Below are 14715 nucleotides of genomic sequence, written 5' to 3'. Positions count from 1 at the left end.
ATATGCGAATCCTCGTTCTCAATCCCAACACCAGCGAAGGCATCACCGCGCGCCTGATGGCCGCGGCCACCGAAGCCGCCGCGCCCGGCACCGAGCTGGTGCCGCTGACCGCCAGCCGCGGCGTGCCGTATATCGCCACCCGCGCCGAGGCGCAGATCGGCGGCGCCATCGCGCTGGAAATGCTGGCCGAGCATCACGGCCAGTTCGACGCGGCGGTCATCGCCGCGTTTGGCGATCCCGGCCTGATGGGCGCGCGCGAACTGTTCGACCTGCCCGTGGTGGGCATGGCCGAGGCCGCGATGCTGTCGGCATGCATGCTGGGGCGGCGCTTTGCCATCGTTACCTTTGCGCGCGCGCTGGGCCCCTGGTATGAGGAATGCGTGGACATGCACGGCCTGCGCGGCCGGCTGGCCGGCATCCGCATGCTCGACGGCAGCTTTGCCTCGGTGTCGGACGTGCAGGAAGAGAAGGAAGCGGTGCTGGTGGAGCTGGCCAACCGCGCCGTGGTGGAGGACGAGGCCGATGTGGTGATCCTGGCCGGCGCGCCGCTGGCCGGCCTGGCCGCGCGCGTGCGCGACCGCATTGCGGTGCCGGTGGTCGACCAGATGGCCGCCGCCGTCAAGCAGGCCGAAGCGCTGGTCGCGCTGCAGCCGCGCAAGGCCACCGCGGGCACGTTCCGCCGGCCCGATGCCAAGCCCACGCTGGGTTTGCCCGCGGCGCTGGCCGCGCGCATCGAGCACCGCTAAGCCGCATTTCCCCCGACGGTAACGCCGCGGCTCAGACCGCGGCGAACACTGCTTCCAGGTCTACCTTTTCTTCCGCGGGCAATTCCAGCCGCAGCGTGCTTTCGACGTGGCCGAGGTGCTCGCGCATCAGCCGCGCGGCGCGTTCGCCGTCGCCGGCTTCCAGCGCATCGACGATATCGTCGTGCTCATGGTGCGGGCACGACGGCACGCCCGGCGCGTCATAGAGCGCGATGATGAGGCAGGTCAGCGAGCACAGCTCGCGCATGTACTTGCCGAGGTACTGGTTGCCCGTCATCTCGGCCAGCTTGCAGTGGAACTCGCCCGACAGCCGGATGATGGCGCGGCGGTCGTTGCTGTCGCGCGCCTGCGCTTCCTGGCGCGTAGTGTCGCGCAGCGCGCGCACGCCCCTGGCGCTGATCGCGCCGGCCAGGTCGCGCACCAGCGCGGGTTCCAGCAGGTGGCGCGAATGCAGCACCTGGCGTGCTTCCGCCACGCTCGGGCTGGAGACAAAGGTGCCACGGTTGGGATGCACGGTCAGCACGCCCTCGTGCGCGAGCTTGGCGAAGGCCAGCCGCACCTTGGTACGGCTCACGCCGAACACGCCGCCCAGTTTCTCCTCGACCAGCTTGGTGCCCGGCGGCAGGCGGTGTTCCCAGATCGCGGTCAGGATACGGTCCGCGATTTCCTCCACCGATGCACCGCGCGCGCCGTCCGCGTCGGTGTCAGGGATACCGTCGGAAGGCTTGGCAGGCGGTTCGGCTTTGGTGCGTGGCATGGCGGTTGGCGCGGTCCCGAAAAAAGACAGTTGGTGCCGTCATTGTATGGCGGTTCGACATCAAGTGTATAACACCGCCGGCGACCGGTGCTGCGTCACTTTGCGCCGAGCTTGTCCAGCGCGGCCCCGGTCACGCGGCAGATGCGCCAGTCGGGCAACACGTCGGCGCCCATGGCCTGGTAGAAATCGATCGACGGCTGGTTCCAGTCCAGCACCGACCATTCGAAGCGGCCGCAGCCGCGCTCGACCGCCAGTGCCGCCAGGTGCTTGAGCAAAGCCTTGCCCAGGCCGTGGCCGCGCCAGGCCGGATCGACATACAGGTCTTCCAGGTACAGGCCGGGCTTGGCAAGGAAGGTCGAGAAATTATGGAAGAAGAGGGCAAAGCCGACCGCCTTGCGCCCCGCTTCGGCATCGACTTCGACCAGCACGGCCTCGGCCTGCGGCTTCGCGCCGAACAGCGCGGCCTCGATCTTCTGCGGCGTGGCTTCGACGATATGCGTCAGCTTTTCGTATTCGGCCAGCGCCAGGATCAGGTTGAACAGCGTTTCACTGTCGGCGGCGGTGGCGGGGCGCAGCGTGAAGGCGGGCTTGGACATGCGGGTCGGTTTTCCGGAGTACAGGGATTCGGAATTATCGCCTGTCCGTCACGCGCCAAGCCAGTTCACGTGCAATTGGCCTAGTGCCCGAAGTCCGCCAGCTTGCGCACCTGGTCGACATAATCCGGCGCCAGGCAATCGACCGCCAGCCGCTCGGGCGTGCTGCGCAGCCAGGTCAGCTGGCGCTTGCACAGCTGGCGCGTGGCGGCGATGCCGCGCTCGCGCATGGTGGCAAAGTCGGCCTCGCCGTCCAGGTATTCCCACACCTGGCGGTAGCCGACACAGCGGATCGACGGCAGCCCCGGATGGAGGTCGCCACGCGCGCGCAGCCGCTCGACCTCGTCGATAAAGCCGTGCGCCAGCATGGCGTCATAGCGCTGCGCGATGCGGGCATGCAGCGCCAGCCGGTCCGAGGGCTCGAGCGCGATCACGCGGTAGCGCTGGTCGGCCGCGCCGGCAAAGGTACGGCCCTCGGCCTGGCGCGCCAGCAGTGCCGACATCGGCTGGCCGGACAGCCGATGGATTTCCAGTGCGCGCTGGATGCGCTGCGCGTCATTGGGGGCGAGCCGGGCCGCGGTGACCGGGTCGACCTCGGCCAGCATTGCGTGCAGCGCCGGCCAGCCGCGTTCCGCGGCGAGCTGGTCCAGCTCGGCGCGCAGCGCGGCGTCGGCTTGCGGCAGGTCGTTCAGGCCCTGCGTCAGCGCCTTGTAATACAGCATGGTGCCGCCCACGATCAGCGGCACATGGCCGCGCGAGCGGATCTGCCCGATCAGCCGTTCGGCATCGCCGACAAACTGCGCGGCCGAGTAGCTGTCGGCCGGGTCGATGATATCGATCAGGTGGTGCGGCGCCGCGGCCAGCTCTTCGCGCGTGGGCTTGGCGGTGCCGATATCCATCTCGCGGTACACCAGCGCCGAGTCCAGGCTGATGATCTCCACCGGCGCGTCGGCCGCCAGCGCCAGCGCGGCGGCGGTCTTGCCCGACGCGGTGGGGCCGAGCAAGCAGATGACCGGCGGATGCGCGGCGGAATCGTGGGGGACGGCGGACATCGACAAGCCTTGAATCCAGGGAGGGGCGCGGCTTATTGCCCGCGCAGGAACAGCCGGTCGAGCTCGGCCACGCTCAGCTGCACCCAGGTGGGCCGGCCGTGGTTGCACTGGTCGGCGCGCTCGGTCTGCTCCATCTGGCGCAACAGCGCGTTCATTTCCTCGACGGTGAGCTTGCGGTTGGCGCGCACCGCGCTGTGGCAGGCCAGGGTGGCGAGCAGTTCGTTGCGGCGCTCGGCCAGCACGCGCGAGCCGCCGTAGGCATGCAGGTCGCGCAGCACGTCGCGCGCCAGCGCTTCGGCGTCTGCCTGCTGCAGCAGCACCGGCACCGCCCGCACCGCCAGCGTGGTCGGCGACACCGGGGCGATATCGAAGCCCAGCAGCGTCAGCGTCTCCTGGTGTTCTTCGGCGACGCCGATCTCGACCGGGCTGGCGGGCAGCGTGACGGGGATCAGCAGCGGCTGCACGGCCAGGTCGCGCGCGTCGAGTCCGGCCTTGATCTGCTCATAGAGGATGCGCTCGTGCGCCGCGTGCATGTCGACCAGCACCAGTCCGCGCGCATTCTGCGCCAGCACGTAGATGCCGTGCAATTGGGCAATGGCATAGCCGAGCGGATGTTCGTCGGCCGCGCCGGCCTGGGGGTCGGCATCGGCAATGGCCGGAACCGGCGGCAGCCGGTCCAGCAGGCCGGGCGGATCCTCGGCGCGCGCGGCCTGGGCGTCGGCCAGCCATGCCGGCGGTTGCGCCGACGCGCCGGCCCAACCGGCGGAAGCCGTCCCCTGCGTGCCGTAGGGGCGTGCCGCCGGTGCCGTGGCTTCGCGCACCATGCCCAGGTAAGCCTGGCGCGGTTGGGCAATGCCCAGTTCGGTCTGCCGTGCCGCCGAATAGTTGATCCATTGGCCCGCGCCGCCGGCGGCCTGCGGCGTTGCGCCGGCTGGCGACGCAGCGCCGGGCGGCAGCGTGATCACGCCGTCGGCATCGGTATGCAGGCTGTCGCCGTTGGCGCCGGCCTGGCGCGCCAGGCAGCGCTGCACCGCGTGGTAGACAAACTGATGCACCGCGCGCGATTCGCGGAAGCGTACCTCGATCTTGGACGGGTGCACGTTGACGTCGACCATCTCCGGCGGCAGGTCCAGGCACAGCACGTAGGAAGGGAAGCGGTCGCCATGCAGCACGTCCTGGTAGGCGCTGCGCACCGCATGGTTGAGCAGCTTGTCGCGCACGAAGCGGCCGTTGACAAAGAAGTACTGCTGGTCCGGCCGCCCGCGCGAGGCAGTGGGCAGCCCGGCAAAGCCATACAGGCTCAGGGTGTCGGCGTGCTCGTCCAGCGCCAGTCGGGCGCGGGCGAAGTCGGTGCCCAGCACCTGCGCCGTGCGGGTGGCGACGTCACCGGCATTCCAGTGCTCCAGCGGCTTGCCGTTGTGGTGCACCGAGACGGTCACGTCCGGCCGTGCCAGCGCCACCCGCCGGACCATCTCCAGGCAGTGGCCCAGCTCGGTTTGTTCCGTTTTGAGGAACTTTCTGCGCGCTGGCGTGTTGAAGTAGAGGTGCTGCACGTCGACCGTGGTGCCCACGCCGCCGGAAGCCGGCTGCACCGTACCCGAGTCGGCGCTGACCTGGGTCGCATGGGCATCGGCCGCGGTGCGGCTGGTCAGCGACAGCTGCGACACCGAAGCGATCGAGGCCAGCGCCTCGCCGCGGAAGCCCAGCGTCAGCACCGATTCGAGTTCGTCGAGCGATGCGATCTTGCTGGTGGCGTGCCGCATCAGCGCCACCGGCAGCTCGGCGGCAGGAATGCCGCAGCCGTTGTCGGTGATGACGATGCGCCGCACGCCGCCTTCCTCGAGCCGGATGCCCAGCTGCGTGGCGCCGGCATCGAGCGCGTTTTCCAGCAGTTCCTTGACCACCGACGCCGGCCGTTCCACCACTTCGCCGGCGGCGATCTGGCTGATGAGCTGGTCCGGCAGTGGCCGGATCGGGCGCGGTTGTTGGGTGGTGCGCAAGGCGGTGCTGGAAGGGGAGGCTGGCATCCGGCGATTATACGTGGACGTTCCCCCACGCAGACGGGTTGCCGAGGTGAGGGAAAGGCGCGGCCGCTCTTGTATGATTCAGGCCATGGCGGCGTGGCTCGGACACCGGCGCCGCATGGAAACGAAACAGTCAATACACCACACGGGGAACGACTTGGATCTCGCTTTGCAGCTCATCGACATGCTGGTGCATGTCGACAAATACCTCGGCACGGTCATCGACCAGTACGGCCACTGGGTCTATGCCATCCTGTTCCTGATTGTGTTCGCCGAGACCGGGCTGGTGGTCCTGCCGTTCCTGCCGGGCGACTCGCTGCTGTTTATCGCCGGCGCCTTCTGCGCGACCGGGGCCATGAACGAATGGGCACTGATCGGCCTGCTGCTGGTGGCGGCCATCTCCGGCAATACCGTCAACTACCTGGTGGGCAGCTGGATCGGGCCCAAGGTATTCGACCACCAGTGGCGCTTCCTGGACCAGGATGCGTTGCGCCGCACCCATGACTTCTATGAGCGGCACGGCGGCAAGACGCTGGTGATGGCGCGCTTCGTGCCGATCGTGCGCACCTTCGCGCCGTTCGTGGCCGGGGTCTCGCAAATGACCTTCGCGCGCTTCCAGATGTTCAACGTGGTCGGCGCCGTGGCGTGGGTGGTTGGCCTGGTCTTTGCCGGCTATTTCTTCGGCAACCTGCCGTTCATCCGCCAGTACCTGAACCTGATCGTGCTGGCCGGCATCGGCGCGGCCGTGGTGCCGCTGGTGCTGGGCGGCCTGTGGAAGCTGGTGCGCGGCAACCGGCGCCGGCCCACGCGCGTCGAGCGCTGAGCCGCGTCAGTTGAGCCGCGTCAGCTGAGGCTGCGGCTCATCATCCGCAGCGCCGGCATGCGTTCGCGGATCTGGCCGATATCGGCGGCGTCGGGGCGGGCCTGGACATAGGCTTCCAGGTCAGCCAGCGCGGGGCGGAAGCACTCCAGGTTGGCATAGGCCAGGCCGCGGTCGCGCACTTCTTCGATCGACCCCGGCAGCAGGATCACCAGCCGGTTCTGCACCGCCAGCAGCCGCTGCCAGCGCGACTCCTGCAGATAGATCGCCTTCAGGTTGCGCAGCATGCGCGCGATGATCTCGCGGTGGCTCGCCGCGCGCAGGAACAGGCCCAGCGGCACCTGGCTGGCGTCGCTGATGCCCTCGCGCTCCAGGTATGGGTCCAGCATTTCCTGCAACTGTTCCTTCGACAGGGTCTCGCCGGTGAGCGGGTCCAGTATCACTTCGCCGGCCGGGATCGTCATCCGCAGCAGGAAATGGTTGGGGAACGACACCCCCTTGAGCGGCAGGCCGATCTGCTGGCCCAGCTCCATGTGCAGCACCGCCAGCGAGATCGGGATGCCGCGGCGCTGGCGCAGCACCACGTTCAGGTAGGAGTTGTCGGGGTCGTAGTAGTCGTTGGCGTTCGCGCCGAAGCCGAGATCGCGAAAGAAGAAATGGTTCAGCAATCGCAGCCGCTGGATCGCGGGGGTGCCTTCGGCGATCCTGCGCTTCAGGCGCAACGCCAGCACGTCCAGCGCCGCCAGTTCGCCCTGCAGGTCCAGGTCGGGGTAGGCATCCTGCGCGACGGACAGCGCGGTCTCGGTCAGCGGGATGCCGTTTTCGTCGGCCACGAGGCTGGCGAAATAATCCAGGACTTTGGTGGATGTCATGTCGGTTTCCCGGTGCAGCCGCCGGCACCGCGCGCAGCGTGGGTCACCATTGGCGGCCGCTCAGCCGGCAATGGCAGTTGCCGCTGACCCATCAGCCGGCCCGGCGCCTGAAGGCAGAGTAGCGCAGTCCCATGAGCCACAGTGTACCGAAGTAGACCACCGCTGCAAGTACCAGGCACGAAGCCAGCAGCGCGATGCGCAGCAGCGGCGTCGCGCCCAGGCCGATCCAGTCGAAGTTGCGCGCGAACCAGAGCAGCATGCCGGACAGCAGCAGCACCGAAGCGCACAACTGCGCCAGGAACAGCCACCAGCCCGGCGCGGGGCGGTACAGGCCGCGCCGGCGCAGGCCCAAGAACAGCAGCAGCGCGTTGAGCGTGGCCCCCACGCTGATTGAAAGCGCCAGCCCGGCATGGCCGATCCAGGGCACGAATGCCACGTTGCAGGCCTGTGTGATCACCAGCACCAGCAGCGCGATCTTGACCGGGGTGCGGATATCCTGGCGCGCATAAAAGCCGGGTGCGAGGATCTTGATCGAGATCAGCCCCATCAGCCCCACGCCATACGAGACCAGCGCCTGGCGCGTCATCTCGACCGCGTGGGCGTCGAACTTGCCATAGTTGAACAGCACCGCGGTCAGCGGCGCGCCAAACACGAACAGCCCTACCGCGCAGGGGACGGCCAGCAGGAAGGTCAGGCGCAGGCCCCAGTCGAGCAGGCTCGAGTACTCGGCATGGTCGCCCGAGGCGTTGGCCTTGGACAAGCTCGGCAGCAGGATCGTCCCCAGCGCGACGCCCAGCAGCGCGGTCGGGAATTCCATCAGCCGGTCGGCATAGGTCAGGTACGAAACACTGCCCGCCGCCAGCCGCGAGGCGATATTGGTATTGATGATCTGGCTGACCTGCGCAACTGACACCGCCAGCAACGCCGGTCCCATCTGGCGCAGGATGCGGCGCACGCCCGGATCCGACCACGCCGCGCGCAGGTTGAAGCGGATGCGCGGCATCACCCCCAGGCGCCGCAGTGCCGGCACCTGGATCGCCAGTTGCAGCACGCCGCCGACCAGCACCCCCCACGCCTGCGCGTAGATCGGCTGGTCCATATGGGGGCCGACGAACAGCGCCGCCACGATCAGGCACAGGTTCAGCAGCACCGGCGTAAAGGCCGGCACCGCGAACTTGCGCCAGGTATTGAGGATGCCGGAGGCCAGTGCCACCAGCGAGATCAGCCCGATATACGGGAACATCACCCGCGTCATGAACACGGCCGCGGTGTAGGTATCGGCCTGCCCGCGAAAACCCGTGGCGACCACCGTCATCACCAGCGGCGCGCCGATCACGCCCAGCAGCGACACGCCCATCAGCACCCAGGTCATCACGGTGGCGACGGCGTCGATCAGGGCCTTGGTCGGGGCATCGCCGCGCTTGGTGTGATATTCGCCCAGGATCGGCACGAAGGCCTGCGAAAACGCGCCTTCGCCAAAGATGCGGCGCAGCAGGTTGGGGATGCGGAAGGCCACGTTGAACGCGTCGGTCATGTCCGACGCGCCAAAGGCGCGGGCGATCAGGATCTCGCGCACCAGGCCAGTGACGCGCGAGAGCATCGTCAGGCTGCTGATGGTGGCGAGCGCTTTGAGCAGGTTCAAGATGCGGACGGGGTGCGGGACGGTGGACCGGTGCCGGGGCACCGCAGGCCGGGATGCGTCTGAGACGCGCTCCGGGCAGGAAAGCTGCCGGCGCGCCACGTGGCCCGGCACAATGTGGCGCTTATTATACGGATCGTCCCGCCGATCGCCCCCGCGCGCATCCCTGCGCCGGCAAAGTCCCTGCAGTCTTGCCATGTGTGGCGGCATCTGTGTATAATCACCGATTCACAAGGACAGTTGCGTTCCGGATTCGTGTGTCAGTGCATCCCGGGTCGCTCGATATGACTTAATTGTTGTGTCCCCCGCGGCACGCATCTGAATTCAGGATATTTTTACATGGCAAATTCCGCACAAGCCCGCAAGCGCGCCCGCCAGGCCGTTGCCCAGAACGCTCACAACTCCAGCCTGCGTTCGCGTCTGCGTACCGCCGTCAAGGCCGTCCGCAAGGCCATCGACGCTGGCGACAAGGCCGCTGCCGCCGAGATCTTCAAGAACTCGCAAGCCGTGATCGACAGCATCGCCGACAAGAAGATCGTGCACAAGAACAAGGCTGCGCGTCACAAGTCGCGCCTGTCGGCTGCCATCAAGTCGATGGCTGCCTGATAGCTGCGCGGGCCGCCCCAGGCGGCCCAGCACCGGCGCATGCGCCAACAAAAAAGCTCGTCATCCGACGAGCTTTTTTGCTTTTTCCGGCGCCGTGCCGCCGGGCTTATTCGAGCGAGCAGGCTTCCACCAGCTGGAGGTTGTTGTCGCGGGCAAAGTTCAGCACGAAGTCCAGCGCCTTGGGTTCGATGTCGCGCAAGCGCACGTCCACCACCACGCACTTGACGTTGCCGGCAAAGATCGGCCGCACATAAGGTGAGTAGGTCAGGCGCGGATCGCCGCTGTCGCCTTCGGGGCGGAACTGCGCCATCACGCCGCACAGTCGTTCAGCCCAGTCGCTCGGGCGGAAGGTCTTGCCTTCCTTGGTAATGCCTTGGATAAAGTATTCGCGAACGTTGGGGTTCATGAGGCTGGACACTGCGGGTGAGGCGGATGACTCGACGGTAAGCCCGCTGGACGGGGCGCCCGTTTGACGCGGCCGGGACGCGATTGGTTCGCGCTGGTTCCAGCCGGAAGGCGGGGCGTCGGTGTCCTGCAGGGGCACTTTTGATGCCGGCGGCGGGCACTGGCATGGGTATGCCGGGCCCCGCGTGAATCAGCCAGTATTATATCTTATATAAGAGTTGCGCATAAGGGCGAAATCCTGTCAGGAAGCTGTCAGCGCAACCGGCCGGGAGGCCGTGGCCGGGTTGATCCGGGCTCGCCAAAGCAGAAATAATCCCTTATGATCCTTGCAGTTAAATTGCGTATGCGACGCGAAAAGGCGGCTCCGCGGCGCGCTTGGGTCATGAACAGTGGGTCACAGTTCGTGACGGCGCGTCCCCACCGAGCCGCCTTCTTTGTTTTATGAGCTCAACCCCGATCAAGCATTACCTCCAGTTCAGCGACTTCACTCCCGAAGAGTACGAGTACCTGCTGGACCGCGCGCGGATCCTGAAGGCCAAGTTCAAGAACTACGAGACCTGGCACCCGCTGCACGACCGCACGCTGGCCATGATCTTCGAGAAGAATTCCACGCGTACGCGCTTGTCGTTCGAAGCCGGTATCCACCAGCTGGGCGGCCATGCGGTGTTCCTCAACACGCGTGACTCGCAGCTGGGCCGCGGCGAGCCGATCGAGGATGCGGCGCAGGTGATCTCGCGCATGGTCGACATCATCATGATCCGCACCTTCGGCCAGGACATCATCGATCGCTTCGCCGCGCATTCGCGCGTGCCGGTGATCAACGGCCTGACCAACGAATACCACCCGTGCCAGGTGCTGGCCGACGTGTTCACCTATATCGAGCAGCGCGGCAGCATCCGCGGCAAGACGGTCACCTGGATCGGCGACGCCAACAACATGGCGTACACCTGGATCCAGGCCGCCGAGCGCCTCGGCTTCACCTTCCATTTCTCGGCGCCGCCCGGCTACCAGCTGGATCCGGCCATGGTGCCGGCGTCCGCCGCCAGCCTGGTCAAGGTCTTCGACGACCCGCTTGCGGCCTGCCAGGGCGCCAGCCTGGTCACCACCGACGTGTGGACCAGCATGGGCTTCGAGGCCGAGAACGACGCCCGCAAGCGCGCCTTCAAGGACTGGATGGTCACCACCGCGATGATGGACCGCGCCGAGCCCGACGCGCTCTTCATGCATTGCCTGCCGGCGCACCGCGGCGAGGAAGTCGAGGCCGCCGTGATCGACGGCCCCAAGAGCGTGGTCTGGGACGAGGCGGAAAACCGCCTGCACGTGCAGAAGGCGCTGATGGAATACCTGCTCTGCGGCCGCTACTGAGCGCGCGCGGAATGCACAGAGGAGGGGCCGCCACGGCCCCTCTTTTTACGTCTGATTCAAGACAGTGAAGGAGATGGAAGTGAGCCAGTTCGACAACGTATCGGTCGTCAAGAAAGCCAACCTGTATTTCGACGGCAAGTGCGTGAGCCACACCGTGCTGTTCCCGGACGGCACCCGCAAGACGCTGGGCGTGATTTTCCCGGCGGCGCTGACCTTCAACACCGGCGCGCCCGAAATCATGGAAATCAATGCCGGCAGCTGCCGCGTGCGCCTGGCCGGCGCGGAAGCCTGGCAGACCTATGGCGCCGGCCAGCAGTTCAACGTGCCGGGTAACAGCAGCTTCGACATCGAGGTGCTGGAGACGCTGGACTACGTCTGCCACTTCGCGTGACCGGCGCGGCGGGCCAGCCAGGCTGGCCCGTCAGCCTTACAGCACCACCGGCTCGGGCTCGATGCGCACGCCGTAGCGGGCCTGCACGGTATCGGCGATGCGGTTGGCCAGCGCCAGCAGCATCGCGCCGGTGCCGCCGCCGTGGTGCACCAGCACCAGTGCCTGCTTGCCATAGACGCCCACCGGGCCGTCGGTCAGGCCTTTGAAGCCGCAGCGGTCGATCAGCCAGCCCGCCGCCAGCTTGTACGTGCCGTCCGGCTGCGCATAGCTGACCAGGTCCGGATGGTCTTGCAGCAGAGCGTCGCGCTGTGTCGCGCTCACCAGCGGATTCTTGAAGAAGCTGCCGGCGTTACCCAGTTGCGCCGGGTCGGGCAGTTTGCGCGAGCGGATTGCGACCACGGCGTCGCGGATGGTGGCCGCGGCGGGCGCCCCCTGGCCCTCCAGTTCCCGCGCCAGTTCGCCGTAGGAGAGCACCGGTTGCCATGCCATGGGCAGGCGCAGCGTGACCGCGGTAATGATGTAGCGCCCGGCGCCCGAGCGCTTGAACAGGCTGTCGCGATAGGCGAATTCGCAGGCTGGCAGATCCAGCCAGACGAAGGTGCCGGCCAGCCGGTCATAGGCGCGCACGCCGGCAAAGCGCTCGCGCAGTTCCACCCCATAGGCGCCGATGTTCTGGATCGGTGCCGCGCCGGCGGTGCCCGGGATCAGCGCCAGGTTTTCCAGGCCCGGCATGCCGTCGGCGATGGTGCGGTTGACCAGCGCGTTCCAGTTCTCGCCCGCGCCGGCGGTGACCAGCCAGGCATCGCCGCCGTCGCTGGTGGCTTCGGCCTGGTAGCCCGGGATTTCCATCAGCAGCACCAGCGCGTCGAGATCGCCGGTCAGCACGACATTGCTGCCGCCACCCAGCACCACCAGCGGTAGGCCTTCGGCGCGCGGGTCGGCCAGTGCGGCGCGCAGGTCGGCCTCGCTGCGCACAGGCACCGCAAAGCGCGCGCGCGCATCGAATCCGAATGTATTGTGGCGACGCAGGGGATAGAATTCGTGGAAATCTGCCATGCAAGAGAAAGGTGACGCGGCCGCCGCTGGTGCGCAGGCAACCCGGAACTGCGAGGTAGGCTGGATTATACGGAAGGCGCCGTGCGCGGCCGGCTTCCGGGCATACGGATCACAAGGAGAATGCAATGCCGTCGTTTGACGTAGTGTGCGAAGCGAATATGGTCGAGGTGAAGAACGCCGTCGAGCAGGCCAACAAGGAAATCTCAACGCGCTTCGATTTCAAGGGCTCCGACGCGCGGGTCGAGCACAAGGAAAACGAACTGACCGCCTTTGCCGACGATAATTTCAAGCTGGACCAGGTCAAGGATGTGCTGATCAGCAAGATGGCCAAGCGCAACGTGGACGTGCGTTTCCTGGATTACGGCAAGATCGACAAGATCAGCGGCGACAAGGTCAAGCAGGTGATCACCATCAAGAAGGGCGTGACCGGCGATCTCTCCAAGAAGATCGTGCGCATGATCAAGGACAGCAAAATCAAGGTACAGGCCAGCATTCAGGGCGACGCGGTGCGCGTGTCGGGCACCAAGCGCGATGACCTGCAGAACGTGATCGCCATGCTGCGCAAGGATGTGTCCGAAGCACCGCTGGACTTCAACAATTTCCGCGACTGAACTGCGCGGCCCGCGCCGGCTTCCGTGCCGGCGCCGCTCGCGGCCGCCAGTCAGCGCGGCTGCGGCAATCCCCCGATCTTCGCGCCGGCCTTGATGCCCCTCTGCGCGAACCACCCCTGGTTCATTTCCAGCGCGTAGCGGACGGCCGCCTTCGGGCAATGGTTGCTGTCGGTGCGCGGCGCCATGTCTTCGATATTGACGATGGTGCCGTCGTCGGCGAGGAACGCGATCGACAACGGCAGCTCGGTATTGCGCATCCAGAAGCAGTGGCCCGCCTTCTGCTCGAATACGAACAGCATGCCGGCATTGGGCGCCATCGATTTTCGATACATCAGGCCTTGCTCGCGCGCGGCGGGCGTTGCAGCCACCTCGGCCTGGATCGCGTACATGCCGGCTGTCAGCGGCGCCACGGGCATTGCGCCTTGTGCGTTGGCAACAGCGGCCGACAGGGCGGCAACCAGGAAGCAGCAGCTTGAGGTCAGGCTTTTCAGCGGCAAGGGCATGATGGTCAGTCAGGGATGGCACGGCGTCGGGCAGCCGCAAGCATAACGCACGTTGCCCGCATGACGGCGCGCGCGGGACGACATCAGCACGCCACCACGGGCAAGCAACAAAAAAAGGCAGGCGCCGGGATGGCGGCCTGCCTTCTTCTACTGCCGGCACAGCGCCGGCGGGGACATCCGCGCCGGTTAAGCGGCCGGGGTGGCGGCAGGAGCGGCTTCCTTCTTCTTGCTTTGCTTCTTGTGGGTGACCTTCTTCTTGGTCGTCTTCTTCGGGGCTTGCTTGGTGGCCGCAGGCGCTGCGGGGTCGGCAGCGGCAGGCGCCGCGGCCTGGGCGAAGGCGCCGGTGGCAAACAGGCCAACAACCAGTGCAGCGATCAGTTTTTTCATGGCGTATTACCTCGAAGGATAAGAACAGTCGGAAAAGTTGTGACGCGTGGGTAGACGTGTCCCCGACAAGAACGAGGCCGTTGCTGCCTCCGTTGACGCCCTATTTGTAACTTCTGTAACGAAAGCGCCGCTTGGTGTCGTTCTCCCGTGCGTTCCTGGAACCGCCCGCGGCGGGCGCCGGAATAGGGCGCTCCGGCCGCATCGCCTGCGGGAGTCCCAGTTCGGCCGGCGGCACCTCGCAGCTTTGCCCCGGCCCCAGCCCGAGGGCGCGCAGATCGAGCGGACCGATTGCCACCCGGATCAGCCGCAGCGTCGGGAAGCCGACTGCCGCCGTCATGCGGCGCACCTGGCGGTTCTTGCCTTCGCGGATCTTCAACTCCAGCCATGCCGTCGGGATGGCGGCGCGGAAGCGCACCGGCGGATGGCGGGGCCACAGCCAGTCCGGGGCTTCCAGGGCGCGTACCTTGGCCGGCCGGGTCACGAAATCGCCCAGGTCCACGCCGGCGCGCAAGCGGGCCAGGGCGCCGGCATCGGGAACGCCTTCAACCTGCGCGAGATAGGTTTTTTCCAGCTTGTGGCGCGGGTCCGCGATGCGCGCCTGCAGCGCGCCATCATCAGTCAGCAGCAGCAGCCCCTCGCTGTCGGCATCGAGCCGCCCGGCCGGGTAGACGCCCGGTACGGACACGCACGACGACAAGGTTGGTCGCGTCGGGTGTTCCGAGAACTGGCTCATGGTGCCAAACGGCTTGTTCAGGGCAATCAGGGTCATGGGGCGCAAGTATGCCGCAGCGAGGCGGGCGCAGGTCGGTCAGAGCGGCCGGATCGGGGTCGGGCCCGATTGGCGGATGATGAAAAATTGCTGCATAATAC

At 67.0% G+C, this 14715-nt stretch carries 17 protein-coding genes; 6 read left to right on the top strand and 11 right to left on the bottom strand.

Annotated elements, in window-relative coordinates:
* Positions 1-2 precede the first annotated feature (2 nt).
* Positions 3-746: an aspartate/glutamate racemase family protein gene (locus ACOCMH_RS30075; protein WP_115661260.1), complete on the top strand. Its 744-nt coding sequence runs from the start codon at positions 3-5 to the stop codon at positions 744-746.
* Positions 747-777: 31 nt separating this feature from the next.
* Here the strand turns inward: ACOCMH_RS30075 and ACOCMH_RS30070 are convergent, their stop codons facing one another.
* From ACOCMH_RS30070 to mutL, 4 genes are all read right to left on the bottom strand, one after another.
* Positions 778-1521, bottom strand: a complete 744-nt coding sequence (locus ACOCMH_RS30070; RefSeq protein ID WP_427311146.1) for a GntR family transcriptional regulator — start codon at positions 1519-1521, stop codon at positions 778-780.
* 95 nt (positions 1522-1616) lie between these two features.
* A complete protein-coding gene (locus ACOCMH_RS30065) occupies positions 1617-2117 on the bottom strand; it encodes an N-acetyltransferase family protein (RefSeq protein ID WP_427311144.1) in 501 nt (166 codons plus the stop codon).
* Positions 2118-2197: 80 nt separating this feature from the next.
* Complete coding sequence (miaA, locus tag ACOCMH_RS30060) at positions 2198-3166, bottom strand: tRNA (adenosine(37)-N6)-dimethylallyltransferase MiaA (protein ID WP_427311142.1); 969 nt, start codon at positions 3164-3166, stop codon at positions 2198-2200.
* 32 nt (positions 3167-3198) lie between these two features.
* Complete coding sequence (gene mutL / locus ACOCMH_RS30055; RefSeq protein WP_427311140.1) at positions 3199-5193, bottom strand: DNA mismatch repair endonuclease MutL; 1995 nt, start codon at positions 5191-5193, stop codon at positions 3199-3201.
* Between the two features lie 166 nt (positions 5194-5359).
* Here mutL and ACOCMH_RS30050 point away from each other — a divergent pair, with 166 nt between their 5' ends.
* The gene (locus tag ACOCMH_RS30050; protein ID WP_035821236.1) at positions 5360-6013 is read left to right on the top strand and encodes a VTT domain-containing protein; all 654 of its coding nucleotides are present in this window, start codon (positions 5360-5362) and stop codon (positions 6011-6013) included.
* Positions 6014-6033: 20 nt separating this feature from the next.
* Here ACOCMH_RS30050 and ACOCMH_RS30045 read toward each other — a convergent pair whose 3' ends face one another.
* Positions 6034-6882 carry a SirB1 family protein gene (locus ACOCMH_RS30045; RefSeq protein WP_171515831.1) on the bottom strand — a complete coding sequence of 283 codons (849 nt, stop codon included), beginning with the start codon at positions 6880-6882 and terminating at the stop codon, positions 6034-6036.
* 91 nt (positions 6883-6973) lie between these two features.
* Positions 6974-8524 (bottom strand): murein biosynthesis integral membrane protein MurJ, encoded by a 1551-nt coding sequence (gene murJ / locus ACOCMH_RS30040; protein WP_427311137.1) that lies wholly within the window; start codon positions 8522-8524, stop codon positions 6974-6976.
* Positions 8525-8860: 336 nt separating this feature from the next.
* Between murJ and rpsT the strand changes: the two genes are divergently transcribed.
* A complete protein-coding gene (gene rpsT / locus ACOCMH_RS30035; RefSeq protein WP_010815010.1) occupies positions 8861-9127 on the top strand; it encodes a 30S ribosomal protein S20 in 267 nt (88 codons plus the stop codon).
* Positions 9128-9233: 106 nt separating this feature from the next.
* Here the strand turns inward: rpsT and ACOCMH_RS30030 are convergent, their stop codons facing one another.
* Entirely contained in the window at positions 9234-9533 is a 300-nt protein-coding gene (locus ACOCMH_RS30030) for a DUF3579 domain-containing protein (RefSeq protein ID WP_012353767.1), read from the bottom strand.
* A 440-nt stretch (positions 9534-9973) separates the two neighbouring features.
* Between ACOCMH_RS30030 and argF the strand changes: the two genes are divergently transcribed.
* On the top strand, positions 9974-10897 hold the full coding sequence (argF, locus tag ACOCMH_RS30025) for an ornithine carbamoyltransferase (protein ID WP_427311134.1): 924 nt from the start codon (positions 9974-9976) through the stop codon (positions 10895-10897).
* A gap of 79 nt (positions 10898-10976) precedes the next feature.
* A complete protein-coding gene (locus tag ACOCMH_RS30020; protein ID WP_427311133.1) occupies positions 10977-11288 on the top strand; it encodes a pyrimidine/purine nucleoside phosphorylase in 312 nt (103 codons plus the stop codon).
* Between the two features lie 36 nt (positions 11289-11324).
* Here the strand turns inward: ACOCMH_RS30020 and murB are convergent, their stop codons facing one another.
* Positions 11325-12344, bottom strand: coding sequence for a UDP-N-acetylmuramate dehydrogenase (gene murB / locus ACOCMH_RS30015; RefSeq protein ID WP_427311131.1), 1020 nt, complete (start codon positions 12342-12344; stop codon positions 11325-11327).
* Between the two features lie 125 nt (positions 12345-12469).
* Between murB and ACOCMH_RS30010 the strand changes: the two genes are divergently transcribed.
* Positions 12470-12955 (top strand): YajQ family cyclic di-GMP-binding protein, encoded by a 486-nt coding sequence (locus tag ACOCMH_RS30010; RefSeq protein ID WP_427311129.1) that lies wholly within the window; start codon positions 12470-12472, stop codon positions 12953-12955.
* A 50-nt stretch (positions 12956-13005) separates the two neighbouring features.
* Here the strand turns inward: ACOCMH_RS30010 and ACOCMH_RS30005 are convergent, their stop codons facing one another.
* The 3 genes from ACOCMH_RS30005 to ACOCMH_RS29995 all read right to left on the bottom strand — a co-directional run bounded on the left by ACOCMH_RS30005 (position 13006) and on the right by ACOCMH_RS29995 (position 14614).
* A complete protein-coding gene (locus ACOCMH_RS30005; protein WP_427311127.1) occupies positions 13006-13458 on the bottom strand; it encodes a DUF192 domain-containing protein in 453 nt (150 codons plus the stop codon).
* Positions 13459-13644: 186 nt separating this feature from the next.
* Positions 13645-13845 carry a hypothetical protein gene (locus ACOCMH_RS30000; RefSeq protein WP_427311126.1) on the bottom strand — a complete coding sequence of 67 codons (201 nt, stop codon included), beginning with the start codon at positions 13843-13845 and terminating at the stop codon, positions 13645-13647.
* A gap of 100 nt (positions 13846-13945) precedes the next feature.
* A complete protein-coding gene (locus ACOCMH_RS29995) occupies positions 13946-14614 on the bottom strand; it encodes a pseudouridine synthase (protein WP_427311125.1) in 669 nt (222 codons plus the stop codon).
* Positions 14615-14715 lie beyond the last annotated feature (101 nt).

Origin of the sequence: Cupriavidus sp. H39 (assembly GCF_050271075.1) — a bacterium.
Classification (GTDB): domain Bacteria; phylum Pseudomonadota; class Gammaproteobacteria; order Burkholderiales; family Burkholderiaceae; genus Cupriavidus; species Cupriavidus necator_B.
This window is presented reverse-complemented; position numbering and strand designations above follow the sequence as displayed.

Bases quoted from the DNA above. Each gene is read 5' to 3' on its own strand.
- ACOCMH_RS30000 (WP_427311126.1), bottom strand. From the start codon at position 13,845: ATGAAAAAACTGATCGCTGCACTGGTTGTTGGCCTGTTTGCCACCGGC.
- ACOCMH_RS29995 (WP_427311125.1), bottom strand. From the start codon at position 14,614: ATGACCCTGATTGCCCTGAACAAGCCGTTTGGCACCATGAGCCAGTTC.
- ACOCMH_RS30010 (WP_427311129.1), top strand. From the start codon at position 12,470: ATGCCGTCGTTTGACGTAGTGTGCGAAGCGAATATGGTCGAGGTGAAG.
- ACOCMH_RS30075 (WP_115661260.1), top strand. From the start codon at position 3: ATGCGAATCCTCGTTCTCAATCCCAACACCAGCGAAGGCATCACCGCG.
- ACOCMH_RS30045 (WP_171515831.1), bottom strand. From the start codon at position 6,882: ATGACATCCACCAAAGTCCTGGATTATTTCGCCAGCCTCGTGGCCGAC.
- ACOCMH_RS30065 (WP_427311144.1), bottom strand. From the start codon at position 2,117: ATGTCCAAGCCCGCCTTCACGCTGCGCCCCGCCACCGCCGCCGACAGT.
- ACOCMH_RS30005 (WP_427311127.1), bottom strand. From the start codon at position 13,458: ATGCCCTTGCCGCTGAAAAGCCTGACCTCAAGCTGCTGCTTCCTGGTT.
- rpsT (WP_010815010.1), top strand. From the start codon at position 8,861: ATGGCAAATTCCGCACAAGCCCGCAAGCGCGCCCGCCAGGCCGTTGCC.
- ACOCMH_RS30070 (WP_427311146.1), bottom strand. From the start codon at position 1,521: ATGCCACGCACCAAAGCCGAACCGCCTGCCAAGCCTTCCGACGGTATC.
- argF (WP_427311134.1), top strand. From the start codon at position 9,974: ATGAGCTCAACCCCGATCAAGCATTACCTCCAGTTCAGCGACTTCACT.
- miaA (WP_427311142.1), bottom strand. From the start codon at position 3,166: ATGTCCGCCGTCCCCCACGATTCCGCCGCGCATCCGCCGGTCATCTGC.
- ACOCMH_RS30030 (WP_012353767.1), bottom strand. From the start codon at position 9,533: ATGAACCCCAACGTTCGCGAATACTTTATCCAAGGCATTACCAAGGAA.
- mutL (WP_427311140.1), bottom strand. From the start codon at position 5,193: ATGCCAGCCTCCCCTTCCAGCACCGCCTTGCGCACCACCCAACAACCG.
- murB (WP_427311131.1), bottom strand. From the start codon at position 12,344: ATGGCAGATTTCCACGAATTCTATCCCCTGCGTCGCCACAATACATTC.